The sequence below is a fragment of the Tabrizicola sp. T74 genome (assembly GCF_057219935.1).
Window position 1 is genome coordinate 386,611 of sequence record NZ_JBXVVT010000003.1, and the last position, 23,229, is coordinate 409,839.

Annotated in this window: 20 protein-coding genes; 11 read left to right on the forward strand and 9 right to left on the reverse strand. The window is 65.4% G+C overall.

Going from position 1 to position 23,229, the window contains the following annotated elements:
- Nucleotides 1–10: 10 nt before the first annotated feature.
- On the reverse strand, nucleotides 11–1,879 hold the full coding sequence (gene cobT, locus AC2EAL_RS11385) for a cobaltochelatase subunit CobT (protein WP_484724332.1): 1,869 nt from the start codon (nucleotides 1,877–1,879) through the stop codon (nucleotides 11–13).
- A gap of 123 nt (nucleotides 1,880–2,002) precedes the next feature.
- Here cobT and AC2EAL_RS11390 point away from each other — a divergent pair, with 123 nt between their 5' ends.
- Both AC2EAL_RS11390 and AC2EAL_RS11395 read left to right on the forward strand, forming a co-directional pair.
- Entirely contained in the window at nucleotides 2,003–2,392 is a 390-nt protein-coding gene (locus tag AC2EAL_RS11390; protein ID WP_484724333.1) for a hypothetical protein, read from the forward strand.
- A gap of 102 nt (nucleotides 2,393–2,494) precedes the next feature.
- Entirely contained in the window at nucleotides 2,495–3,079 is a 585-nt protein-coding gene (locus AC2EAL_RS11395) for an NADPH-dependent FMN reductase (protein WP_484724334.1), read from the forward strand.
- Between the two features lie 9 nt (nucleotides 3,080–3,088).
- On the opposite strand, the gene AC2EAL_RS11400 is transcribed toward AC2EAL_RS11395, so the two are convergent.
- The 3 genes from AC2EAL_RS11400 to AC2EAL_RS11410 all read right to left on the reverse strand — a co-directional run bounded on the left by AC2EAL_RS11400 (nucleotide 3,089) and on the right by AC2EAL_RS11410 (nucleotide 5,750).
- Nucleotides 3,089–3,466, reverse strand: a complete 378-nt coding sequence (locus AC2EAL_RS11400) for a hypothetical protein (RefSeq protein ID WP_484724335.1) — start codon at nucleotides 3,464–3,466, stop codon at nucleotides 3,089–3,091.
- Between the two features lie 552 nt (nucleotides 3,467–4,018).
- Nucleotides 4,019–4,993, reverse strand: coding sequence for a cobaltochelatase subunit CobS (gene cobS, locus AC2EAL_RS11405; protein WP_484724336.1), 975 nt, complete (start codon nucleotides 4,991–4,993; stop codon nucleotides 4,019–4,021).
- Nucleotides 4,994–5,117: 124 nt separating this feature from the next.
- A complete protein-coding gene (locus AC2EAL_RS11410; RefSeq protein WP_484724337.1) occupies nucleotides 5,118–5,750 on the reverse strand; it encodes a DnaJ domain-containing protein in 633 nt (210 codons plus the stop codon).
- A 76-nt stretch (nucleotides 5,751–5,826) separates the two neighbouring features.
- Between AC2EAL_RS11410 and AC2EAL_RS11415 the strand changes: the two genes are divergently transcribed.
- Together AC2EAL_RS11415 and AC2EAL_RS11420 are read left to right on the forward strand one after the other, a co-directional pair.
- On the forward strand, nucleotides 5,827–6,078 hold the full coding sequence (locus tag AC2EAL_RS11415) for a BolA family protein (protein WP_484724338.1): 252 nt from the start codon (nucleotides 5,827–5,829) through the stop codon (nucleotides 6,076–6,078).
- A gap of 744 nt (nucleotides 6,079–6,822) precedes the next feature.
- Entirely contained in the window at nucleotides 6,823–6,987 is a 165-nt protein-coding gene (locus AC2EAL_RS11420) for a hypothetical protein (protein ID WP_484724339.1), read from the forward strand.
- A 301-nt stretch (nucleotides 6,988–7,288) separates the two neighbouring features.
- On the opposite strand, the gene AC2EAL_RS11425 is transcribed toward AC2EAL_RS11420, so the two are convergent.
- Nucleotides 7,289–9,433 (reverse strand): malate synthase G, encoded by a 2,145-nt coding sequence (locus AC2EAL_RS11425; RefSeq protein WP_484724340.1) that lies wholly within the window; start codon nucleotides 9,431–9,433, stop codon nucleotides 7,289–7,291.
- A 201-nt stretch (nucleotides 9,434–9,634) separates the two neighbouring features.
- Between AC2EAL_RS11425 and AC2EAL_RS11430 the strand changes: the two genes are divergently transcribed.
- The 3 genes from AC2EAL_RS11430 to AC2EAL_RS11440 are packed head-to-tail and all read left to right on the forward strand — an operon-like array spanning nucleotide 9,635 to nucleotide 11,336.
- Nucleotides 9,635–9,976 (forward strand): ArsR/SmtB family transcription factor, encoded by a 342-nt coding sequence (locus AC2EAL_RS11430; protein ID WP_484724341.1) that lies wholly within the window; start codon nucleotides 9,635–9,637, stop codon nucleotides 9,974–9,976.
- Nucleotides 9,973–10,449 carry an SRPBCC family protein gene (locus AC2EAL_RS11435; protein ID WP_484724342.1) on the forward strand — a complete coding sequence of 159 codons (477 nt, stop codon included), beginning with the start codon at nucleotides 9,973–9,975 and terminating at the stop codon, nucleotides 10,447–10,449. Before AC2EAL_RS11430 ends, AC2EAL_RS11435 begins: the two co-directional genes overlap by 4 nt.
- Nucleotides 10,446–11,336 carry an SRPBCC domain-containing protein gene (locus tag AC2EAL_RS11440; protein WP_484724343.1) on the forward strand — a complete coding sequence of 297 codons (891 nt, stop codon included), beginning with the start codon at nucleotides 10,446–10,448 and terminating at the stop codon, nucleotides 11,334–11,336. The genes AC2EAL_RS11435 and AC2EAL_RS11440 overlap by 4 nt, the downstream gene beginning before the upstream one ends.
- A gap of 1 nt (nucleotide 11,337) precedes the next feature.
- On the opposite strand, the gene AC2EAL_RS11445 is transcribed toward AC2EAL_RS11440, so the two are convergent.
- The 3 genes from AC2EAL_RS11445 to AC2EAL_RS11455 form a co-directional block, all read right to left on the reverse strand.
- The gene (locus tag AC2EAL_RS11445) at nucleotides 11,338–12,846 is read right to left on the reverse strand and encodes a trimethylamine methyltransferase family protein (protein ID WP_484724344.1); all 1,509 of its coding nucleotides are present in this window, start codon (nucleotides 12,844–12,846) and stop codon (nucleotides 11,338–11,340) included.
- Nucleotides 12,846–14,870, reverse strand: coding sequence for an oxidoreductase (locus AC2EAL_RS11450; protein WP_484724345.1), 2,025 nt, complete (start codon nucleotides 14,868–14,870; stop codon nucleotides 12,846–12,848). The genes AC2EAL_RS11445 and AC2EAL_RS11450 overlap by 1 nt, the downstream gene beginning before the upstream one ends.
- Nucleotides 14,871–14,934: 64 nt before the next feature.
- A complete protein-coding gene (locus tag AC2EAL_RS11455; protein WP_484724346.1) occupies nucleotides 14,935–16,431 on the reverse strand; it encodes an FAD-binding domain-containing protein in 1,497 nt (498 codons plus the stop codon).
- A gap of 112 nt (nucleotides 16,432–16,543) precedes the next feature.
- Here AC2EAL_RS11455 and pepN point away from each other — a divergent pair, with 112 nt between their 5' ends.
- Nucleotides 16,544–19,105 (forward strand): aminopeptidase N, encoded by a 2,562-nt coding sequence (gene pepN, locus AC2EAL_RS11460; protein ID WP_484724347.1) that lies wholly within the window; start codon nucleotides 16,544–16,546, stop codon nucleotides 19,103–19,105.
- Nucleotides 19,106–19,230: 125 nt separating this feature from the next.
- A complete protein-coding gene (locus tag AC2EAL_RS11465) occupies nucleotides 19,231–19,710 on the forward strand; it encodes a hypothetical protein (protein ID WP_484724348.1) in 480 nt (159 codons plus the stop codon).
- A 3-nt stretch (nucleotides 19,711–19,713) separates the two neighbouring features.
- On the opposite strand, the gene AC2EAL_RS11470 is transcribed toward AC2EAL_RS11465, so the two are convergent.
- Nucleotides 19,714–20,250: a transglycosylase SLT domain-containing protein gene (locus AC2EAL_RS11470; RefSeq protein ID WP_484724349.1), complete on the reverse strand. Its 537-nt coding sequence runs from the start codon at nucleotides 20,248–20,250 to the stop codon at nucleotides 19,714–19,716.
- A 175-nt stretch (nucleotides 20,251–20,425) separates the two neighbouring features.
- Here AC2EAL_RS11470 and AC2EAL_RS11475 point away from each other — a divergent pair, with 175 nt between their 5' ends.
- Together AC2EAL_RS11475 and gatB are read left to right on the forward strand one after the other, a co-directional pair.
- A complete protein-coding gene (locus AC2EAL_RS11475; RefSeq protein ID WP_484724350.1) occupies nucleotides 20,426–21,613 on the forward strand; it encodes a hypothetical protein in 1,188 nt (395 codons plus the stop codon).
- Nucleotides 21,614–21,699: 86 nt separating this feature from the next.
- On the forward strand, nucleotides 21,700–23,211 hold the full coding sequence (gene gatB / locus AC2EAL_RS11480) for an Asp-tRNA(Asn)/Glu-tRNA(Gln) amidotransferase subunit GatB (protein WP_484724351.1): 1,512 nt from the start codon (nucleotides 21,700–21,702) through the stop codon (nucleotides 23,209–23,211).
- Nucleotides 23,212–23,229 lie beyond the last annotated feature (18 nt).

The following is a 23,229-nucleotide window of genomic DNA, read 5'->3' on the forward strand; positions in this document are numbered from 1 at the left end:
TCCAAGGGCTTCAGCTCGCCCGCCGCATCCCCAGCGCGCGCGCCCGCTTCTTCGGGTCTACCTCGAACAACGAGGCCAGCTGCTCGGTCATCGCCCCCGCCAGCTGTTCGACATCGGTTATCGTCACCGCCCGCTGATAGTATCGCGTCACGTCATGCCCGATCCCGATCGCGATCAGCTCCACCGCCCGCCGCCGCTCGACCATCGCGATCACGTCGCGCAGGTGTTTTTCCAGGTAATTCGCGGGGTTGACGGACAAAGTTGAATCGTCAACCGGCGCGCCGTCCGAGATCACCATCATGATCTTCCGCTGCTCGGGCCGCGCCATCACCCGGCGGTGCGCCCATTCCAGCGCCTCGCCGTCGATGTTCTCCTTCAAGAGCCCCTCTTTCATCATCAGCCCAAGGTTCGGCCGCACCCGCCGCCAGGGGGCGTCCGCCGACTTGTAGACGATGTGCCGCAAATCGTTCAGCCGCCCCGGCATCTGCGGCCGCCCCTGCGCCAGCCAGCGCTCGCGAGATTGCCCGCCCTTCCAGGCCCGCGTGGTAAAGCCCAGGATCTCCACCTTCACATTGCAGCGTTCCAGGGTCCGCGCCAGTACATCCGCGCAAATCGCCGCGATGGAAATCGGCCGCCCGCGCATCGAACCCGAGTTGTCCAAGAGAAGCGTCACCACCGTATCGCGGAACTCGGTGTCCTTCTCCCACTTGAAACTCAGTGGAGTCGTCGGGTTCGCCACCACCCGCGCCAGCCGTCCGGCGTCGAGGATGCCCTCCTCCTTGTCGAACTCCCAGCTCCGGTTCTGTTGCGCCTGCAAGCGCCGCTGAAGCTTGTTCGCCAGCCGCGAAACCGCGCCCTTCAATGGCTCCAGCTGCTGGTCCAGATAGGCCCGCAGGCGCTCCAGCTCGGCCGGTTCGGCCAGCTCCTCGGCCTTGATTTCCTCATCGAAATCAGTCGTATACACGGCATAGTTCGGGTCGGCATCCGAATGCGGCGCAGGCGGCGGAGGCTCCAGCGGCGCCTCGCCTTCGGGCAGCTCCGCTTCGTCGCCCTGTTCCATGTCGGCGCTGTCCTCCATCGTGACCTGCGCCTGGTTCTGGTCCTGCTGTTCCTCCTGAGACCGCTCGGGTGAGGCCTCGGTGTCCTCCGACTCGTCCTGCTCCTCGCCAGCGGAATCAGGCGAATCCTGATCCTCTTCCGCTTGGTCGTCGCCCGCATCCTCGGGCGCATCCGGGTCATCGCCCAACTGGTCGCCGTACCCGAGGTCCGCGATCACCTTCCGCGCCAGCCGAGCGAAGGCCGCCTGATCCGCCAGCACATGGTCGAGGTTCGACAAGGTCTCGCCCGCCTGCTCCTCCACAAAGCCGCGCCATAAATCGGCAGCATGCTCCGCCGCCTTCGGCAAGGCCCGCCCCGTCGCCATCTGCCGCACCAGATAGCCCGCCGCCACCGGCAAGGGCACCTCGGAGGCGGCTGTCACCTGACCATAGCCCTTGCGATCCGCCTCGTTCGCGATCTTCGCGTCGATGTTGCCCGCCGTCCCCGGCATGTCGCGGGCACCCACCGCCTCGCAGCGCGCGTTCTCCATCGCCTCGAAGATGTCGCGCGCCAGGGGGCCGGTCGGCGCGTACTTCGCCGCCACCCCGTCGTCATGGTACTTCCGCCGCAGCGCAAAGGCATCCGCCGTCCCGCGCGCCAGCAGAACCTCGTCCCGCGTCATCCGGCGCGAGACCTGCGGCAGGCGCACGCCCTCCTTGTTCATCCCCGCGGGATCGACGGAATAGGTGACCGTCATCTCCGGGTCATCCGCCATGGTGCGGGTGGCCTCGGCCAGGGCCTTCTTGAACGGATCAGCGGGGTTGTCGGTGGGCTTGTTCATATCGAAGATAAAGCACCCCGCCCGGGCCTCGGCAAGCCCGCCAGCGCGGCACGGGCAGGAAAAGCCGACTGTGCGGGCCGCGCGTGCCACGCTAAGGATCCGCCTCCAAGGATGGAGAGACCGATGCGCGCCGCAGCCCTGCTGATCCTGACCGCCCTACCATTGCACGCCCAGACGGCGGACCCGCTTCCGGACTTCGACCTAGACAGCGCGATCACCTGCCTTGCCTATACGGTCAGCGAGATCGAAGGCGACCCGAAGGGCGATGTCGTCGCGAACCGCGCCGATTGGCTTGTCTTCTTCTCCGGTCTCATCGCCGCGAAGTCCACGCCTGCGGATGCCAAGACCCTTGGCGACCGCTTTGCCAGGGAACTCCTCTTCTACCGCGCCGCAAGCTACGAGGAGGGCGTCCCCGCCACACAGGAAGAGATCGACGAGATCCTGACCGGCACCGGCAAGATGTGCTGGTATCAGGCGCTTGCGGCCGAGGGCGGGCCGTACTTCGAACCCTGACTCGTGCGCCAATGCACAGAACCGGCGCGGGCGCGCGGACTTGGCAGGACCGGTCACAACCACAGATAACGGAGCACCGAATTCCAACCCAAGGACCCTGTCATGGCCAACCCGAAAATCGCGATCATCGTGTCGTCGACCCGCCCGACCCGCTTTGCCGATATCCCGACCGCCTGGATCAAGGCCCAGGCCGAGGCGCGCGGTGACATCGACGTCGAGGTCGTGGACCTGCGCGACCACAAGCTTCCCTTCTTCGCCGAGGTTGCCTCGAACGCCTGGGCGCCCTCGCAGGATGCGGCCGCTGTCGCCTGGCAGAAGAAAGTGGGAGAATTTGACGGCTACATCTTTGTCGTCGCCGAATACAACCGCTCGATCACCGCGGCGCTGAAGAACGCGCTGGACCAGGCCTATGTCGAATGGGCGCGGAAGCCGTTCGGCGCGGTGTCCTACGGCTCGATGGGCGGTGCCAATGCGCTGGGTCACCTGCAGAACATCGGCGTCGAACTGCAGATGGTCCCCACCCGCAACAACGTTCGCATCGGCGGCGGCGACTTTTTCCGCGTGCATCCGGGCTTTGGCGGCTCGGGCAACCTTGGCGACATCGAAGGCTCGATCGCGCCGTCGGCAAAAGCCATGCTCGATGACGTCGTCTGGTGGGCCAAGGCCACCAAGGCGGCCCGTGGCTAAGCCCTTGGGCTAACTCAGGACCATACCACGACAACTCGCGGCCAGGGCTTCGGCTCTGGCCGCTGCCGTTTCGGCCACCCGAGGGTCACCCCCGAACCGCGCCTGCGCCAGCAAGGCCCGCTGCGCCACCTTGGCATCGATCCGCCAGGCCATGACCTGCTGACCCGACCCTTCCGGCATCGAGGCCTCGATCAGCGACACCATGGCGTGAAGCTCCTCCGCCGTCTGCTCAGAGGCAGGACCGTCAAACATCCACTGGTCTTCCATGACGGCCGAAAGCCGTCCGGCGCAGACCGCAAACTCACGCAACAGGGGACCGGCCGCTCCGGGGGCAGGGGATACCCCGAGCACAAGGACGGCCAGAAAAGTTTCCAAACCGCGCGCCATTTCAGCATGAGGCCCGCAGAATCGCGCATTTTCAAGGCGGAATGAAAACTTTTGCGGCCCGTTGGTCGGTCTGCTTGCCTTTTCAGGGCGGAGTTGTGTCCCGGGCCAGCGGAGAACGCTCTCTCACCATCCTATTGAAAAGCCGCATGCACTCGGCGCAGGTCTCGTCAACCATACATGCCTCGAGCCGAAGGTTTCCGCCGTTTGCATTCGCCAGTTCGATCAAGCGCTCGGAGACAAGAGCGGATCGATCTGCACTCAGGTCCTTCGGGCCCAGACAGATTACAAGATCAATGACCGGACCGCGGTCACCAGGGCATGAGATCGTCTCCCTGGGACCGATAGCTTCTGCGAGGCTCAAGAAGATCTCAGACCGTCCCATCAGGAACGAGATGTGACCAGCATCGGCCAGACCGAGTGATTCAGCGTAGATCGCCCGTGCCTGGAATTCTGCCGCGCAAGAAAGCAGCGGCTCATGCGTTCCCTGCGCACCTGCCGACCCCGCATAGATTAGAAATGAAAGGGCAAACCCGAAGGCCCGCCCAGCCCGCATCACTTCATCGCCATGCTTGCCGCGCTCTCCGGCAGTTCCTCGGCAAAGCAGCGCTGGTAGAACTCGGCCACGGTCTGGCGCTCCAGCTCGTCGCACTTGTTCAGGAAGGTCAGCCGGAAGGCATAGCCCACGTTGCGGAAGATCTCGGCGTTTTGCGCCCAGTTCAGCACGGTCCGGGGGCTCATCACCGTCGACAGATCGCCCGCCATGAAGGCCGTCCGCGTCAGGTCCGCCACGGTCACCATCTGCGAAATCGTCTTCCGGCCCTTGTCCGTGTTGTAATGCGGGTTCTTCGCCAGCACGATGGCCGTCTCCGCGTCATGGCTCAGATAGTTGAGCGTTGCCACCAGACTCCAGCGGTCCATCTGCGCCTGGTTGATCTGCTGGACCCCGTGATAGAGGCCCGTCGTATCCCCCAGACCCACCGTGTTTGACGTGGCAAACAGCCGGAAATAGGGGTTGGGAGTGATGATCTCGTTCTGGTCCAGAAGCGTCAGCTTCCCGTCATGCTCCAGCACCCGCTGGATGACAAACATCACGTCCGCCCGGCCTGCATCATATTCGTCGAACACGATGGCAACGGGGTTCCGCAGCGCCCAGGGCAGGATGCCCTCGTGGAACTCGGTCACCTGCTTGCCGTCCCGCAGCTTGATCGCGTCTTTGCCGATCAGGTCGATCCGGCTGATGTGGCTGTCCAGGTTCACCCGCACGCAGGGCCAGTTCAGCCGCGCCGCAACCTGCTCGATATGCGTCGACTTCCCCGTCCCGTGATAGCCCTGGATCATCACCCGGCGGTTATAGGCAAAGCCCGCGAGGATCGCCAAGGTCGTGTCCGGGTCGAACTTGTAGGTCGAATCGATCTCGGGCACGCGGTCGGTGCGGTCGGCGAAGCCCTTTACACGCATGTCGGTGTCGATCCCGAACACATCGCGGACCGAGATTTCCTCGGTCGGTTTCATCACCTGATCCAGCATGTCGAGAAGTCCATCTTTCGCTGCCCGCGCCCCATTGCACCGGCCCGCCATCCTTGGAACATAACGCGAGGGGGTTCAAGGGGAAGGGCGGCTCACGACAATCCCGCGCCGCAATTCGCCACCCTCACTCCCGGAAATACCGGCTGTCCTTCAGCTGGTCCCAGGCCCAGACGACCTCTTGCAGCTGTTCCTCGTGACTGCGGTCGCCGCCGTTCATGTCGGGATGCAGCACCTTGATCAGTCCCTTGTAGACCTTGCGGATCTCGGTCTTCGACATCGTGTCGCGCGCATCGAGGATCTCGATCGCCTTCCGCTCGGTCGGTGGCAGCTTGCGCGTCGCGGTCGACTGCACCCGCCCCGGGTTCTGCGTCGCCTTCTCGCCCAGAAGGGACATCGGGTCATTCACCCCCAGCCGAGCCCAGGCATTCCCATCGCCCTGCCGGCTGAAGGGCTTCGTCTCCCGCTCCCAGACCCGGTTCTTGTCCAGGAACTTCTGGAACTCCTCGTCCGTGGTCCCCTGGAAGAAATTCCACTTCAAATTGTACTCGCGGATGTGTTCCTTACAGAACCAGAAGAACTCATCCAGCTGGTCCGGCGATTTCGGCGCCCGGAAGGCCGCCTTGTCCTTGCAGCCCGGATAATCGCAGGGCCGGTCCGCCGTCTCGAACGCCCCCGACATCCCCCGCCGACCCGCCGTCTTGCGTTTCTTGGCCGCCGCAGCGCTGATGTTGAACTCGAAGGGCGGACGACTGGACATGCTGCAAGGGCCTTTCCGACTCGGGCGCATAAGCTTAGGGCTTTTCCCGGAAGTTGGAAGGGCAGGGGATACTGACATGGCCGTGAAAGAGGAAATCGAGGACCGCCTGACCGCCGCCTTTCACCCTTCGGTGCTGGAGGTGGTGAACGAAAGCCACAAGCACGCCGGTCACACGGGGGATGACGGGACGGGCGAAAGCCACTTCCACATTACCATCCGGGCCGAGGCCCTTGCCGCGTTGAACCGCGTGGCGCGGCACCGGGCGGTGCAGAAAGCGCTCGGCGACCTGAACCAGAGGGTCCATGCCATCGGCCTGGACGCGGGCTAAGACGCACATCGCGACGCCCCTCGTAGGGTGCGCTACAGCGCACCGTTCTTCGCGCCACATTTCAGCGAAGACTCGCCTAGAACGTGGTCGCCGTCAGCGTCACATGCGCATCGAACGGTGGATACAGTTCGAAACCCTGCGGTTCGCGTCCAAAGTTCCACAGGCGAAGCAGGCACCAGGTGCTTTGGGCCATACCTTCCAGATCTTGCGCGAGTAGACGTCAGAAAGCGCGCCTGTCCTTACTGTTGCTACCAGACTTCTCCTGTCTCCGGGTTCATTACCTGAACACCGGTTCCGAACAGTCCATCGCAAACGTGCTTCACCTCATCGGGAGTGAGATTTCTCTCACCCCATAGGACCGCGCCTAGGTCACGATGCTGCTCCTGCCCGATCAGGAGCCTCCCCAGATCGGTGTCCAGGTCGACGAACTCCCAGTATCCCAGACCCTCTCGTGCTTCCACGAAGACAGCCCCGAGGAGTGCGGGCGGAAGACGATCCAACCTGATCGAAATTGAAGCGGTGACGCTGAACTCTCCGAAATCTACTGTCTCTGTGGTTGTGCGAGGCCGCGCCCTGGCTTCGAATTCTGCATTCTCCACATTGGTCCACCTTTATGGCGCGCAGTACTTCCCGGCACCTTTGTGCCCGCTTGAAACTACGCTCCCAGCCTCCCTCTGTCACTCTCTCCGGGAACCTTCCGCGCCGCCCTGCGGCTATCCCATATCCCCGAACCGGAGACCCGACATGTTCCCCCATCCCCGCCTCTGGCTCATCGCGCTCTGGGCCTCCTCGGTCGCCGGAGCCGTGGTGATCCTCAACCTCACGCTCGGCCACTACATCGCCAGCACCTTCCTCTGTGCCGCCCTCGCGGGCCTTGCCATGTGCGTCCCCGCCGCGCTTCTGAACTAGGCCTACCTCCGCCCGAACCGCGCCCGTCAGGTTGGGGTCCTCGGGCAGGCGCCAACCGACCGCCCCTGACCGCTGACTTGCCCATTTCCAAATACTCTCTGGGGGTTCGGGGGGCGAAGCGCCCCCGAGCGCCCGAGGAGGAGGGCGCTAGCCCCGACGACGAGACAAACGGACTTCGCGCGTCAGCGCTCAATCTGAAAACTGCCCCAACCAGCCCGAAAAGGAGGTGTTAAGAAATCCCTAACGCCCGCGACCAACCCATTGAATCCAAAAGACCATCAGCGTTTGTCCACCGTGGACACTACCCCGCCTTCACCCGCAGCCGCCAGGCGTGGAGCAGGGGCTCGGTGTACCCCGAAGGCTGCTCCCGCCCCTTGAAGACCAGGTCACATGCCGCCTGGAACGCCGCCCCCTGGAACGCCGGGGCCATCGGACGATAAAGGGGGTCTCCCGCATTCTGCCGGTCCACCACGGCCGCCATCTTCCGCATCGCCTCCATCACCTCGGCCTCGCTGACCACCCCATGATGCAGCCAGTTCGCGATGTGCTGGGCCGAGATCCGGCAGGTCGCCCGGTCCTCCATCAGCCCCACGTCGTTCACGTCCGGCACCTTGGAACAGCCCACCCCCTGGTCGATCCAGCGCACCACATAGCCAAGGATTCCTTGGGCGTTGTTCTCGACCTCCCGCGTGACCTGAGCCCGGTTCCAGGCCTGGAAGCTTGCCAGCGGGATATCCAAGATCCCGTCCACATGCGCCCGCCGTCCGCCCTTGGCCAGCCGGGCCTGCACCGCGAAGACGTCGACCTTGTGGTAGTGGAGCGCATGCAGGGTCGCGGCCGTGGGGGAGGGCACCCAGGCCGTATTCGCCCCCGCGCGGGGATGGGCGATCTTCTCGTCCAGCATCGCCGCCATCAGGTCGGGCATCGCCCACATCCCCTTGCCGATCTGGGCGCGGCCCGACAACCCGCACTCCAGCCCGATATCCACGTTCAGGTTCTCATAGGCCGTGATCCAGGACTTCCGCTTGATGAAGTCCTTCCGGCTGAACGCCCCCGCCTCCATCGAGGTATGAATCTCATCCCCAGTGCGATCCAGGAAGCCCGTATTGATGAACGCCACCCGCCCTTTCGCCGCCCGGATGCACTCCTTCAGGTTGACAGAGGTCCGCCGCTCCTCGTCCATGATCCCCAACTTCACCGTGGCCTTGGGCAGCCCCAGCACCTCCTCCACCCGCGCCATCACGGCGTCGGCGAAGGCCACTTCCTCGGGCCCGTGCATCTTGGGCTTCACCACATAGACCGACCCCAGGACCGAGTTCCGCATCCCCTCGGTCTTCCGCAGGTCATGCAGCGCGATGGCCACCGTCACCATCGCGTCCATCAGGCCCTCCGGGACCTCCGACCCATCCGGCAACAGGATCGCCGGGTTCGTCATCAGGTGGCCCACGTTCCGCACCCACATCAGGGCGCGGCCCTTCAGGGTGAAGGGCGAGCCATTGGGGTCCAGGAACTCCCGGTCGCCATTCAGCCGTCGCTCGACCCGCTTGCCGGCTTTCTCGAAGCTCTCCGACAGCGTGCCCTTCATCAGCCCCAGCCAATTCCGGTAGGCCCCGATCTTGTCCTCGGCATCCACACAGGCGACCGAATCCTCGCAGTCCATGATGGCGGTCAACGCGCTTTCCAGCTGGACATCGGCCAAGAGGGCCTGGTCGCGTGAGCCGATGAAATGCGCCCGGTCGAAGACCAACTCGACATGCAACCCGTTGTTCTGCAGCAGCACCGAGTCCGGCGCCCTGGGATTGCCCCGGTAGCCCGCGAACTTCGAAGGGTCCACCAGGGGCAGGTCGTCAACCAGAAGGGCCCCGTCCTTCACAACATAGCGGCGCACATCGGCATGAGAGGTCCCGACAATCGGAAACGCCTCGTCCAGGAAGACCCGCGACCGCGCCACAACGCGCGCACCCCGGCCCCGCTCATAGCCGCCCGAGGGGGGCAAGGACCCCATCGCGTCCGTCCCGTAGAGGCAGTCATAGAGGCTTCCCCAACGGGCATTCGCCGCGTTCAGGGCGTAGCGGGCGTTCGTGACCGGAACCACCAATTGCGGACCCGGAACCTTGGCAACCTCGGGGTCCACGTTCGTCGTTTCGATGCTGAAGGCCGGTCCTTCGGGAAGAAGATAGCCGATCTCGGCCAGGAAGGCCTTGTAGGCCGCATGGTCATGCGGCTGGCCGCGCCGCGCGATGTGCCAGGCGTCGATCTTCGACTGCAACTCATCCCGTTTCGCAAGCAGCGCCCGGTTCTGTGGCGCGAAATCGGCCAGCAGGTTCGCAAACCCTGACCAGAATGCCCCGGTCTCGATCCCGGTGCCGGGCAAGGCCTCGTCCTCGATGAAACGGGCCATCACCGCGTCCACCTTCAGCCCCGCTCGATCCAGACGGTCTGCCATGTGTCCCTCCGTGTGGCCCCGGGGCCGCTTTGTATGCTGTGGCACACAATAGGCGAGGGCGGGGGCAGGGGCAAAGGAAACAGCGGTAGAATTTCAAGCAAAGCCGAAAATCACTTGTCGGGAAATCCAGAAGGCAAGAAACTTCGCAATCTGGCTAACTTTCTGCTTCCCCGACTCGCGGGCAGGTGTATAGTTAGCGATATGGCTAAGCATGATCCCCACCTCGACCTGCTGTTCCACGCCCTGTCCGATCCGACACGGCGCATGATGCTGAACCGGCTGGCCAAGGGGCCCGCAGCGGTGACGGAACTTGCCGGGCTTTCAGGGTTCAGGCTTCCGACGGTCCTGCGCCATCTGTCGGTGCTGCAAGAGGCAGGGCTGGTCGCGACCCAGAAAGACGGCCGCGTCCGGTCCTGCGCTTTCCAGCCAGCGGCCTTGCGGCCGATGACCGACTGGCTGGAAGACCAGCGCAAGTTGTGGGAGGCGCGGCTGGACCGCCTTGACGACTACGTGATGAACCTGATGAAGGAGCGCGAGAAATGAACGCCGAACTTGACCCCGAGCTGGACCTCGTCCTCACCCGCGAGGTGAATGCCCCGCGCGAAATCCTCTACATGTGCTGGACCACGCCCGAACACCTTGTTCATTGGTTCGTGCCAAAGCCGCACAAGGTCACAGCCTGCGAACTTGATGTCCGCCCCGGTGGCAAGTGCAACACGACCTTCAATGTCGAAGGCAACGAGATGCAGAACAACGGCGTCTATCTGGAAGTCGTTCCAAACGAAAAGCTTGTTTTTACCGATGCTTACACCGAAGGCTGGAAGCCCGCGCCCGAACCCTTCATGACCGCGATACTGACTTTCGAGGACATCGGGAACGGGCGGACGAAATACACAGCCATCGCGCGCCACCGCAACGCGGATACTGCCAAGGCGCACAAGGACATGGGCTTCTACGACGGCTGGGGCACCGTGGTCACCCAGCTTGAAGAGTACGCCCAGGGTCTGAAGAAATGAGCCGGGATACGGTGGGCGACCGTTTCGCAACCTTGACCTTCGAGCGTCGCGTCGCGGCCCCGGTCGCAACGCTCTATGCCGCCTGGACCTCTCCTGCCGCCCGCGCGGTCTGGGCCGCGCCTGCGCCTTCGGTGACGGTGGAGTTTCTGGAGGCCGACTTGAGGGTCGGGGGCCGCGAGGTCTCGCTCTGCAAGGTGGCGGGTGAGCCGGATATCCGGGTCGAGGCCGGGTGGCTGGACCTGGTCCCCGAAGCGCGGACCGTGGGCTATGAGGTCGTCTCGCGCGAAGGCCGGAACCTTTCGGTGGCTTTGGCGACCGCCGAGTTCAGCGCCGAGGCGGATGGAAGCCGGATCGTCGTGACAGTGCAGTTGTCATCCCTGGCCGAGGACATGGCTCAAGGCTACCGGCAGGGCTTCGATGCGGGGATGCAGAACCTTGCCGCCGTGGCCGAGCGCACGATGGTGATCCAGCGTGTCATCAGGGCCCCCGTGCCGGTGGTCTGGGGCGCCTGGATGAACGCGGAGAGCCTGCCGAAATGGTGGGGCCCGGACGGCTTTTCCTGTCGCACCACCCGCATCGACCTACGGGGCGGCGGCGATTGGGTGTTCGACATGATCGCGCCGGATGGCACGGTCTTTCCGAACCACCACAAGTACGGCGCAGTGATCCCCGAGTCGAGGCTCGACTACACGCTGCACTGGGGCGAGAACGGTCCGAAACACGCCGATGCCTGGGCCATGTTCGACGACATCGGCGGGGCGACCCGGGTGACGCTAGGCATGGTCTTTGCCACTGCGCAGGAGTACCGGGACGCCAAGGGTTTCGGCGCGGTCGAGCTTGGCCTGCAGACGCTGGGCAAACTGGCACGCGCCGTCGGCGCCGAATAAGTCAGTTCGTCGGGGCCCCGCCCTCGGCCTTCCGGCGCGCGACGAAGGCCTCCAGAGCCTCGCGCGTCCCGGGGTCGAGCGGCGGTTCCTCGTAACTCGCCAGAAGCTCCTTCCAGATCCGGTTGGCGCGGGCCGGGGCTTCCTCGGACCCACGGGCCAGCCAGGTCGGGTAATTGTCCCAGTTCGACAGCATCGGCGGGTGAAAGGCGGTTTCATACTGCGCCATGGTCTGTGCCGTGCCGAAGAAATGCCCGCCCACCCCGGCCTCGACGATGGCCTCCAGTGACAGAGCCTCGTCGCTGACCGCGATGGGCCGGAAGTAGCTTTGCATCATCCCCAGAAGCTCGGCGTCCAGGATCAGCTTCTCGAAACTGGCCGTCAGCCCGCCGTGCATCCAGCCCGCGCCGTGGATCACCAGATGCGCGCCGCCCATCAGGCAGCCCCAGAGCGACATCATCGACTCGTAGGCGGCCTGCGCGTCCAACGCATTCGCCGCCGTGGTGTTCGAGGACCGGAACGGCACGCCGATCCGCCGGGCGAGCTGCCCACTGGCTTGCGCCGCCTTGGCATATTCCGGCGTGCCAAAGGCCGGCGCGCCGGTCTTCATGTCGACATTACTGGTGAACCCGCCATACATCGCCGGCACCCCCGGCCGGACGATCTGCGTCAGCGCGATGCCGAACATCGCCTCGGCATGCTGCAGCACCAGCGCCCCCGCCAGGCTGACCGGCGCCATCGCACCCGCAAGCGTAAAGGGCGTCACAATCGCCACCTGCCCGTGTTCCGCCAGCGCGATCAGCCCCTGGCTCATCGGGTCGTCCAGCTGACGGGGAGAGTTCGTGTTTATCACCCCCATCATCATTGGCTGGCGCGCCAGATCATCCAGCGACCAGCCCATCACCAGCGCGGCCATGTGTAGGCCGTCCATCGTCCGCTCGGTCCCCAAGGCGTTCAGGTTCCAGCTTTTATCCAGAAGCGTGCACTGCGACAGGTAGAGGTCCAGGTGCCGGGTCGCGGCGGGCAGGTCCATCGGCTCCAGTGGCCCGCCGGATTCCTGCTGCAGGACGTTCAGGCTTTGGCAGAGGCGCAGGTAGTCCTGCATGTCCTGCAGCGTGCCGTCGCGGCGACCGCGGTCGAGGTCCATCACATAGGCTGGGCCGCCGACGGTCGAGAACACCGTGTCGTTGCCGCCAAAGCGCAGGTCCTTGGCGCGGTTGCGGGCGGCGATGGTGAAGGTGCGGGGGACGGATGCCAGACAGGCCTCGATCAGGCCGGGGTCGGGGTAGACCATCTGCCCGTAGATCCTGGCCCCGGCACGGCGGAAGTGGTCCAGTGCCGTCCCGTTCAGGACCCGCATCCCTTGCGTCGCCAGCAGGGAGAGCGCGGCCTGGTGGATCGCCTCGACATGGTCCTCGGACAGTACCCGGATCGGGTCGTAGACCCGGGGCACCTGCCCGAAGGGCGGCTGGGGAATGGCGTTCGGGCTCCGTGCCGGGCGGCGCTGGCGCATCAAGAGCTCCTCAGGGGTGGTAGCTCCCGGCGTGGGGGCAGATCGGGTTCGCCCAGCAATCGGGCGTAACGGTGGGCCGAATGGACGGCATCGGCGATGGAGGAAGGGGCGAGGCAATCGCCGATGCGGGTGGCAGGGATACCTTGCGCGGTCAGGTCATCCAGCAGCGCCGTCTCGGGCAGCCGTCCGGTGCACAGGACCAGCGTCCCGCAGGGCAGGGTCTCTTCGCGCCCGGTGTAGACGCAGGTGAGCCGAACCACGCCTTCGTCCTGCGATTTCAACGCCTTCAGCGGATGCAGCCGTACCCCCGCCTCGATCAGTCGGGCCTGCAGGAAGTCCTGTTCATTGGTCATCACGGTCCAGGAGGAGGCCACCCCGGCGGTGGTCACATAGTGCACCTCATGCCCGGACACAGCCAGTTTCTCGGCCAGCGCGCCACCCATGAAATAATGCTCGTCGTCGTAGACCACGACCGGCCCGGTGACCTTTGCCCCGGCGAAGACGTCGTCCGGTGTCAGCGCACCGGGCAGGGCCAGGGGCCGGATCGCATAGACGCCAACCCCATCCCGCCTCCACGCGGACCCCGTGGCCAGCACCACATGATCCGCTCCGAACTCTGCGATGTCTGCGGCCCCCATCCGGCTGGCTGGAAACAGCTCCACGTTCGACAGCTTGCCGATCATGTGCAGCCGCCAGTCCCGAACCCTGATCCAGGTCTGCAGGCCCGGCAAGGTCGCCTCGCGCAGCAGGCGCCCGCCGAAGACCTCGCCCGCCTCCGCTAGCGCCACCTCCAGCCCCCGCCGCCCCAAGGTCAGCGCAGCCTCCAGCCCCGCCGGGCCGCCGCCGATCACCAGCGCCTTTTCTCGGCGCGGATAGACCGCGATCCGCTCCGGATGCCAGCCGCGTCGCCATTCCTCGCCCATCGTCGGGTTCTGCGTGCAGCGCAGCCCCACACCTTCATTGTTCGCCGCCCGGCAGATGTTGCAGCCGATGCATTCGCGGACCTCGTCCTCGCGCCCCTCGCGGATCTTGGCAGGCAGGTACGGGTCGGCGATGGAAGGCCGCGCCGCGCCGATGAAGTCCTGCACCCCGCGCTTGATCTGGGAAACCATCCGATCCGGAGACGTGAACCGCCCCACCGACACTACGGGCTTCGTGGTAAGGCGCTTCACAAAGGCAACGTTCTCCTCCTGAAACCCCTCTGCCGAAAACCGTGCCGAGCGCGAGTCATTGCCCAAGGCCCCGGCCACGTTCACGTCCCAGAGGTCGGGCAGCTCCGCCAGCATCTCGATGATCTCGCGCCCCTCGCCTTGCGACGTGATCCCCTCCGGCCCGTGCAACTCATCCACCGCGAGCCGCACTGCCACGGCGCAGGTGTCGCCGACGGCCTCTTTCGTATCCTCGATCATCTCGCGCAGAAGGCGTACCCGGTTCTCCAACGACCCGCCGTAGGCATCGCCCCGGTGGTTGGTGCGGCGCGACAGGAACTGGAAGGGCAGGTAGTCGTGGCCCGCGTAGACATAGACGATGTCGAACCCCGCCCGTTTCGCCCGCAAAGCCGCATCCCGCTGCCAGCCCCGGAAGGCCTTGATATCGCTTGCATCCATCGCCCGCGCTGTCGCGGGCAGGTGGTAAAGCGCGGGCTGCATGTCCGGAGCTATCCCCGGCAACCGCGTCATCCGGTTCGAGGCATGCCCGCCCCCGTGCCACAGCTCGATCCCCGCCAGCGACCCATGCGCATGGATCGCCTCCGCCGTCAGGGCCAGGGGCGCAATGTCGTCATCGTCCCACAGCGTGAGGAAAGCATAGGGGCTGTCATCCGACGTAGGGTGGATCGAGCAATACTCGGTGCAGACCACCCCCCAGCCGCCTTCGGCCTTGACCCCGCGCAGGGCCGCGCCGGATTGCGGGCGCTGCCAGCCAAAGCCGGTGGCATGTGGGGTCTGGTAGAACCGATTGGGGGCGGTGACGGGGCCGATGCGGACCGGCTCGAACAGGATGTCATAGCGCGGGTCGCGGGGCATCGGGGGGCCTTTATCCTTCGGCCCCCGACAGTAGGGGCGGCGGGGAAGAGGCGTCAAGCGCGGCCTAGAACGGCAGCACCAGCTGCGAGGGCGGGGCCTTCCGCACCGGTCGCCGCCCCTCGCGGTTCCCTGCGCGGCTGGCGTGACGCTGGACGATCCCTGCCGCGGTTTCGGCAAATCCGGCCGACCGGCGGGCCTGGGTGATCCGCTCCTTCGCCTCGCGCGCAGCCGTCGCCACGTCGATGATCGGCTCGGGGTAGCGCCGCCCCAGAAGCCTCTGCGCCTCGGGCCAAAGCCAGGGCTCCTGCAGGAAGGCGTCGGGGACCCCCGCCAGTTCCGGCAGCCAGCGGCGGGTGAACGCACCCGAAGGGTCCTGGTCCAGCCCCTGTTTCACCGGGTTGTAGATGCGTGGGATGTTGATGCCCGTGGTCCCCGACTGCATCTGCACCTGCGGCCAATGGATGCCGGGTTCATAGTCCGTGAACATCCGCGCAAGGTGCTGCCCCGTCACCCGCCAGTCGAGCCAGAGGTGATAGGACGCGACCGAAATCACCATCGCCCGCATCCGGAAGTTCAGCCACCCCGTCGCCCGCAGATAGCGCATGCAAGCATCCAGGAACGGCAACCCCGTCTCGCCATTGGCCCAGGCCGCCAGCCGCGTCGCGTCCGTCTCGCGGGGCCGCGACACCGCCATCGGGTGCAGGTCGCGGAGTTCGATCGACGGCTGGTCCTCCAGCTTCTGCATGAAGTGGTCCCGCCAGGCGAGCCGCGACTGGAAACTGGACAAAGACCCGCCCCACTTGCCCCCCGGGCGCTCCGACTGCCGCGCGGCGGTCGCCTGCACCACCTCACGCACCGACAGCGTCCCCAGCGCGAAGTGGGGGGACAGCCGCGAACAGGCCCGCTCCGCCGACAACGGAGACGACATCGCCACCCGGTAGGGTTCACCCCGCCGGGACAGGAAACTGTCCAGCAACTCCAGCCCCCGCGTCCGGCCGCCAAGCTGCCGATGCGGGCAGGGATCGGACGCCAGTCTCAACGCCTTCGCCGAGGGTATCAGCCCCGCCTCCACCCCCTCCACCGCCCGCAGGGCCGGGGCGGGCAGGGCAGGGGCTGCCATGAACCCATCGCGGCTCGCTGCCCAGATGTCGCGTGAGGGCAACCGCCGCACCACGCCCGACTGCGGCACCTCCACCCACTCCACCCCGGCAGACCGCGCCCAAGCCGCCACCCGCCTGTCCCGCGCATAGGTCCAGAGGTTTCCGGTCTCCTCATGGCTGACGATCCGACTGACCCCATGCCGCTTGCACAGGCCCGCCAGCACCTGCACCGCATCGCCCACCCGCACGACCAGCGGTGCGCCCAGTGCAGCCAGGTCATCCCGCAGATCGGCCAGCGCCTCCGCCACGCACTCCCACTGCCGGGCCGATGCATCAGCCTGCGACCACAGCTCCGGTTCCACCACATAGGCCGGCAGGACCGGCCCCAGCCCCGCCGCCAGGGTCAGGGCCGGGTGGTCATGGACGCGCAGGTCACGCTTCAGCCAGACGAGAACATTCATGGAACATAGATGTAGCCAGCGGCAGGGATTCGTAAAGCGGCAAAAGACTGTTACCGGCCTGCCCCTTGCGCCGCCCGCCATTCCCCGTAGCTTCGTTACAAAGGAGTTACCAATGACCGAGCAGAAGACCGTCTACCTCGCCGACTACCAGCCCTACAGCCATGTCGTCGACAGCGTGGACCTGACCTTCCGCTTGCACCCCTCGGCAACGCGCGTCATCACGCGCATGAACCTGCGCCCCAATCCCGCGCGCAAGGATCGCAATCACCTGCGCCTAGACGGGGAGGGGCTGACGCTCGTCTCCTGCCGCCTCGATGGCCAAGCCATCACGCCGACGGTCGACGCCCAATCCCTGACCATCGCCGCCCATGTGATCCCCCACGGCCCCTTCACGCTGGAAACCGAGGTCGAGATCGCACCCGAAGGCAACACCGCGCTGGAAGGCCTTTACATGTCAAACGGCATGTACTGCACCCAGTGCGAGGCGGAAGGCTTCCGCAAGATCACCTACTACCCCGACCGCCCCGACGTGATGTCGCGGTTCAAGGTGCGGATCGAATCCGACTTGCCGGTCCTTCTGTCGAACGGCAATCCGACAGGGCAGGGGCCCGGATGGGCCGAATGGGACGACCCCTGGCCCAAGCCCGCCTACCTGTTTGCCCTCGTCGCCGGCGATCTGCGCGCCCATTCGGCGAAGTTCGCCACCGCCGCGGGCCGCCCGGTCGACCTTCACATATGGGTCCGACCCGGCGACGAGGACCGCTGCGCCTATGCAATGGACAGCCTGATCCGGTCGATGCGCTGGGACGAACAGGTCTATGGCCGCGAATACGACCTTGATGTCTTCAACATCGTCGCCGTCGACGACTTCAACATGGGCGCGATGGAGAACAAGGGGCTGAACATCTTCAACTCCCGCTATGTTCTCGCCAGCCCCGAAACCGCGACCGACGACGACTACACGCGGATCGAGGCGATCATCGCGCATGAATACTTCCACAACTGGACCGGCAACCGGATCACCTGCCGCGACTGGTTCCAGCTGTGCCTGAAGGAAGGCCTGACCGTCTTCCGCGACCACCAGTTTTCCGGCGACATGCGGTCATCCGCCGTCCGCCGGATCGAAGATGTGGTCACCCTCCGCGCCCGCCAGTTCCGCGAGGATGACGGGCCGCTCGCCCATCCGGTTCGGCCCGAAAGCTTCATCGAGATCAACAACTTCTACACCGCCACGGTGTACGAGAAGGGGGCCGAGGTCATCGGGATGCTCAAATCCCTGGTCGGCGACGGCGGCTACAAACGCGCGTTAGACCTCTACTTCGACCGCCACGACGGCGACGCCGCCACCATCGAGGACTGGCTGAAGGTTTTCGAGGACGCGACGGGCCGCGACCTGTCGCAGTTCAAGCTCTGGTACTCAGAGGCTGGCACCCCGCGCCTGAAGGTCACGGACAGCTGGGACGACGGCGTCTACACGCTGACCTTCACCCAGACCAATCCGCCCACGCCCGGCCAGCCGGACAAGCAGCCCAAGGTCATCCCGATCAAGGTCGGCCTTCTGAACCCCAACGGCGACGAGGTCGTCCCGACGATCATGCTGGAAATGACGCGGGCCAAGCAGTCCTTCCGCTTTGACGGGCTTGCCGCGAAACCGGTGCCCTCGATCCTGCGCGGCTTTTCCGCCCCTGTGGTGCTGGACCGCAAGCCCGCGCCCGGGGAACGCGCTTTCCTTCTGGCCCATGACACCGACGCCTTTAACAAATGGGAGGCAGGCCGTGCCCTGGCCAAGGAGGTAATGGCCGAAATGGCGCTTAAGGGCACGCCGGTCCGGTCCGATTGGCTGGATGCCTTGGCCGCCGTAACCTTCGACGACACGCTCGACCCCGCCTTCCGCGCGCTGTGCCTGCGCCTGCCGGGCGAAGATGATCTGGCCCAGACCATCCATTCGATGGGCCGCATCCCGGACCCAGCCAAGATCCATACTGCCCGGCGCGAGATGGCGGGGGCGCTGGCGATCCGGCTTGGGGATGGATTGTCGCGGCTTTACAAGGACCTGGACGATAACGCGCCCTTCTCGCCCTCGGCCGCACAGGCGGGCCGCCGGGCGCTGAAGATCGCCGCACTCCAGCTTCTGACCCGCCGCGACGGTGGCAAACTGGCCGCCTCGGCCTTCACCCGTGCCCGCAGCATGACCGAGGAAATCGGTGCCCTTGCTGCCCTTCTGGACGTCCAGCAAGGCCAAGCGGAACTGACCTCCTTCGCCGCCCGCTGGGGCCGCGATGCCAACGTGATGGACAAATGGTATGCCCTGCAAGTCGGCTATGCCGAACCCGGCGATGCGGCGGCGGTTGCGGCCCGGCTGATCCAGACCCCGGGCTATGACTGGAAGAACCCCAACCGCTTCCGCACTGTGATCGGCGCGCTGGCCGCGAACCATGCGGGCTTCCACCACCGCTCGGGTGCCGGGTACAAGCTGGTCGCCGACTGGCTCATGAAGCTCGACCCCCTGAACCCGCAGACTTCCGCCCGCGTCTCGACCGCCTTCGAGACCTGGCCGCGTTACGATGCGGCCCGCCGCAAGCTGGCGCGCACCGAGCTGGAGCGAATGCTTGCGGTTCCGGATCTGTCGGGCGATCTGCGCGAAATGGTGGAAAGGATGCTGGCTGCAGGGTAGTGTTGCCGTGAGATCGGCCGGCTGTCCGGCCGGTCGTCGTGGGAAGTGTTCAGGTACGGAACGTTAGTGTTATGCCCTATATTATTGCTTTGCTTGGAATTCTGGCTGGTGCTTATTTCTGGTTCATGCGCGCCCGTGCCGCTGCCGATGCCGCGCGCGAGCTGACCGGGGTCGCGCAGGACGTCATGGCGGCCGCGCGCCGCTTCGGGTTTCGGCGCAGGTACAACGAACACCCGGTCGAGTCGCTGGAAGAACCCGACGTCGCCATCGCCGGGGCCGGCCTCGCCTTTCTCGAACTTGGCGGCCTGCCCACGTCGGAACAGCATGACCGGCTGATCGCCAGCCTGCAATCGCATCTGGGCCAAAGCCAGGGCAAGGCGGAAGAGGCGGTGATCCTTGGGCGCTGGCTCATCACCGAATGCGGCGGGGCGCAGCAGGGGCTCGCCCGGCTTGCGCGGCGGCTCTACAAGCTGCGCGGTGCCGACAGCTTCCAGCCGCTGATGGCGGTCCTGAAGGATGTCAGTGCCTCGGCGCGCGACAGTGCCGTCTCAACCCGGCAACGCGAGGCGCTGGAGGAGATCGCCCGGCTTTACCGGATCAGCTAGGCCTTACGCCTTGCAATAGGGCTGCTGACTGGTCCAGGACGCCATGGCCGACCGCTTTTCGCTGGACCGCAACGGCGCCCAGTCGCGCCCGATGCCCCGATTGCCTCCCCCGGCTACTAGACCGTCCTTGGCCACTTGCGTCGACATGATCTCGACCGCACATTCCAGATTGGCCTCGCCGTCCTTCAGCGCCACGACAGACGTCGCCTGGCAGCCATAGTATCCGGCCGAGCGCGGGTCGATCTGCATCAGTCCGATCCAGCGGCCACCCCCGCCCGAAGCCTTCGGGTTCCAGGTGCTCTCATACTTTGCCACCGCCGACAAGAGGCCCGCCCAGAAGGCGCGACGCTCGTCGACCGAGGCTTCGGCATAGCCCGGACACCAGGTTTCGATGTCGGCCGGCACCCGTTCGGACAACAGCTGATCCTTGGTGGACAGGGCGACCAGGGTTGATTCGGTCCACTCCGCGCCCTCGGGGTGGTGGTCCCATTGCATCGGCGGCGCGACAGCGGTCTTCTGCACTTCGGGCTCGTTTTTCATGCAGGCGACCAGCGAAGTCGCTGCAAACAATCCCAAAATCCCGCGCTTCAGCATGGCCGTGTCACCCGAAAATCACTGCATTTCCCTTTTTTCGCCCTGATCCGGGGTCACGTTAACCCTGCGACAGGCGAAAACCCGCCCGGAGAGCGAGTCGATGCTAGTTACACCGTCACTTATGCATGTGAAAACCCGTTCGGGTCGCAGTCAGCAAGAAGATGCCTCGGCGCTTCGGCTGGTGGGGGCTGCCAAGGCGCTCATGCCCGATGGTCTGGCTGCCGATCAGGTGCTCGCGCGCATCGACGCTCCGGTCCTCCGCTTCGGCGCGGAACGGACCGAATGGCAGTGCATCCGCGACGATCACGCCGCGATGGCGGCTGCTGGCGAATGGTCCGACCTTCTCGAGGCGCTGCGCTATACCGACCAGGAACGCGTCATGGCCTCGGGCGGGCAGCGGGTTGCGCCGCTCATCAGTCAAGGCATGCGCGCGGCACTCACCGGGGCGATCAGCCGCCAGGACTGGACCACTGCGACGGCCGAGCTTGCCGTGCTGGAAGGCTTGTACGAAAAGAACCCCGACGACTACTGCGCCGCCCAGGTCGTAGCGCAGGGTCACATCGATCTGGCGACCGCGCGGGGTAAGGCCGCGCCGCAGGGCCAGATTTCCCGCGATCTCTGGACCGACGGCATCGGCCATTTCGACCGGGCCGAGACGCTGGTCACCCAGTTCGACCCGATCGAGGAACTGTCGCCGCTTCTCGCCGCCACCCGCTATGCGCTCTTGCCCGGGATCGAGGATGGCGGATCGGTCTGCCGCGAATGGTACGAAGACTGGGTCGACCTTGACCCCGAGGATGCCTCGGCCCATGCCGCACATGCCGTGAACATGCTGCCCGGCTGGAACGGCTCGCTTGCCGCCTTCGAAAAGGAAGCCCGTCGCGCCGTGCGGATGACCGAAGCGGTCACCGGCAAGGCGGCCTATGCCATCTACCACATCACCGCCGTCGACACGCTGGGCGATCTGTCGCCGACTATCGACCTTGAATTCTTCTGCGAGGCCTTGGCCGACTACCAGTCCGCCACCGGTTGCCAGTTGCGCGCCAACGTTGCGGCGCATCTCCTTGCCGGAATGGCCATCGATCTGCGTCGGGATACCGCCTCTGCGACCTACCAGATGACCAAGATCCGTGCAGCGCTGTCGGACGTGTTGTGGAACCGGATGCGCGAGATCCAGATGGACTGCTGGACCCGCGGTACCGAAAGCCTGGCCTTTGCCATGGCCGAGGTCTTCGGTCCCGCCCTGAAACGCGGTGCCCGCATCGTGCGGCGGGGTGACGGCCTTGGCACGCTGGTCCGCCGCACCTGAACTGCCGCCCTGACCTTCCGTCCTGACCCCTTGCCCTGACCTGCCTTGCGGCCTAAACCCGGCCCCAAGGACCATCGGAGGCACCCATGCTCGACCTGACCTACACCGCGCCGACCCCCAAGGTTATCGCCGGGGCCAAGCATGACTGGGAACTGGTCATCGGGATGGAGATCCACGCCCAGGTGTCCTCGAACGCCAAGCTGTTTTCCGGCGCCTCGACGGCCTTCGGGGCGGAACCCAACTCCAACGTTTCCTTCGTCGATTGCGCGATGCCGGGGATGCTGCCGGTCATCAACGAATTCTGCGTCGAACAGGCAGTGCGTACCGGGCTTGGCCTGAAAGCGCAGATCAACCTGCGTTCGGCCTTCGACCGGAAGAACTACTTCTACCCCGACCTGCCGCAGGGCTATCAGATCAGCCAGCTTTACCACCCCATCGTGGGCGAGGGCGAAGTGATCGTCGAAATGGGCCCCGGCGTCGCCCGCCGGGTCCGGATCGAACGCATCCACCTCGAACAGGACGCCGGCAAATCCATCCACGACATGGACCCGAACCTTTCCTTCGTCGACTTCAACCGCACCGGCGTCGCGCTGATGGAGATCGTCTCCCGCCCCGACATCCGCGGGCCGGAAGAGGCCGCGGCCTATGTGACGAAGCTCCGCCAGATCCTGCGCTACCTTGGCACCTGCGACGGCAACATGCAGAACGGGAACCTTCGGGCCGACGTCAACGTCTCGGTCTGCCGCCCCGGCCAGTATGAGAAGTACCAGGCGACGCAGGACTTCAGCCACCTGGGTACCCGCTGCGAAATCAAGAATATGAACTCGATGCGCTTCATCCAGGCCGCCATCGAGTATGAGGCGCGGCGCCAGATCGCGATCATCGAGGATGGTGGCAGCGTGGTGCAGGAAACCCGCCTCTACGACCCCGACAAGAACGAAACCCGCAGCATGCGGTCGAAGGAAGAGGCGCATGATTACCGCTACTTCCCCGATCCAGACCTCCTGCCTTTGGAGATCGAGCAGGCCTGGGTGGATGGCGTGGCGGCGTCGATGCCGGAACTGCCGGACGCGAAGAAGGCCCGCTTCATGGCGGACTATGGCCTGACCGACTATGACGCCAACGTCCTGACCGCCGAACTCGACAGCGCGCGGTACTTCGACGAAGTCGCCAAAGGCCGCGACGGCAAGATGGCCGCGAACTGGGTCATCAATGAACTCTTCGGACGCCTGAAGAAGGAAGGTCACGACATCACCGAAAGCCCGGTTTCCTCGGCGCAACTCGGTGGGATCATCGACCTGATTGCCGCGGGGACGATCAGCGGCAAGATGGCCAAGGACCTGTTCGAGATCGTCTACACCGAAGGCGGCGACCCGACGGCAATCGCCGAGGCGCGCGGCATGAAGCAGGTCACCGATACCGGCGCGATTGAAAAGGCCGTGGACGAAATCATCGCGGCAAACCCGGAACAGGTTGAAAAAGCCAAAGCAAATCCAAAGCTTGCGGGCTGGTTCACTGGTCAGGTCATCAAGGCCTCGGGCGGCAAGGCGAACCCCGCGACGGTCAACGCGCTGGTCGCCAAGAAGCTCGGGCTGTAAGCCGGGGGCGCAAGACTT

What these genes read in the sequence shown, in the direction of transcription:
- cobT (WP_484724332.1), bottom strand. Translation starts at nt 1,879, where the DNA reads ATGAACAAGCCCACCGACAACCCCGCTGATCCGTTCAAGAAGGCCCTG.
- AC2EAL_RS11390 (WP_484724333.1), top strand. Translation starts at nt 2,003, where the DNA reads ATGCGCGCCGCAGCCCTGCTGATCCTGACCGCCCTACCATTGCACGCC.
- AC2EAL_RS11395 (WP_484724334.1), top strand. Translation starts at nt 2,495, where the DNA reads ATGGCCAACCCGAAAATCGCGATCATCGTGTCGTCGACCCGCCCGACC.
- AC2EAL_RS11400 (WP_484724335.1), bottom strand. Translation starts at nt 3,466, where the DNA reads ATGGCGCGCGGTTTGGAAACTTTTCTGGCCGTCCTTGTGCTCGGGGTA.
- cobS (WP_484724336.1), bottom strand. Translation starts at nt 4,993, where the DNA reads ATGCTGGATCAGGTGATGAAACCGACCGAGGAAATCTCGGTCCGCGAT.
- AC2EAL_RS11410 (WP_484724337.1), bottom strand. Translation starts at nt 5,750, where the DNA reads ATGTCCAGTCGTCCGCCCTTCGAGTTCAACATCAGCGCTGCGGCGGCC.
- AC2EAL_RS11415 (WP_484724338.1), top strand. Translation starts at nt 5,827, where the DNA reads ATGGCCGTGAAAGAGGAAATCGAGGACCGCCTGACCGCCGCCTTTCAC.
- AC2EAL_RS11420 (WP_484724339.1), top strand. Translation starts at nt 6,823, where the DNA reads ATGTTCCCCCATCCCCGCCTCTGGCTCATCGCGCTCTGGGCCTCCTCG.
- AC2EAL_RS11425 (WP_484724340.1), bottom strand. Translation starts at nt 9,433, where the DNA reads ATGGCAGACCGTCTGGATCGAGCGGGGCTGAAGGTGGACGCGGTGATG.
- AC2EAL_RS11430 (WP_484724341.1), top strand. Translation starts at nt 9,635, where the DNA reads ATGGCTAAGCATGATCCCCACCTCGACCTGCTGTTCCACGCCCTGTCC.
- AC2EAL_RS11435 (WP_484724342.1), top strand. Translation starts at nt 9,973, where the DNA reads ATGAACGCCGAACTTGACCCCGAGCTGGACCTCGTCCTCACCCGCGAG.
- AC2EAL_RS11440 (WP_484724343.1), top strand. Translation starts at nt 10,446, where the DNA reads ATGAGCCGGGATACGGTGGGCGACCGTTTCGCAACCTTGACCTTCGAG.
- AC2EAL_RS11445 (WP_484724344.1), bottom strand. Translation starts at nt 12,846, where the DNA reads ATGCGCCAGCGCCGCCCGGCACGGAGCCCGAACGCCATTCCCCAGCCG.
- AC2EAL_RS11450 (WP_484724345.1), bottom strand. Translation starts at nt 14,870, where the DNA reads ATGCCCCGCGACCCGCGCTATGACATCCTGTTCGAGCCGGTCCGCATC.
- AC2EAL_RS11455 (WP_484724346.1), bottom strand. Translation starts at nt 16,431, where the DNA reads ATGAATGTTCTCGTCTGGCTGAAGCGTGACCTGCGCGTCCATGACCAC.
- pepN (WP_484724347.1), top strand. Translation starts at nt 16,544, where the DNA reads ATGACCGAGCAGAAGACCGTCTACCTCGCCGACTACCAGCCCTACAGC.
- AC2EAL_RS11465 (WP_484724348.1), top strand. Translation starts at nt 19,231, where the DNA reads ATGCGCGCCCGTGCCGCTGCCGATGCCGCGCGCGAGCTGACCGGGGTC.
- AC2EAL_RS11470 (WP_484724349.1), bottom strand. Translation starts at nt 20,250, where the DNA reads ATGAAAAACGAGCCCGAAGTGCAGAAGACCGCTGTCGCGCCGCCGATG.
- AC2EAL_RS11475 (WP_484724350.1), top strand. Translation starts at nt 20,426, where the DNA reads ATGCATGTGAAAACCCGTTCGGGTCGCAGTCAGCAAGAAGATGCCTCG.
- gatB (WP_484724351.1), top strand. Translation starts at nt 21,700, where the DNA reads ATGCTCGACCTGACCTACACCGCGCCGACCCCCAAGGTTATCGCCGGG.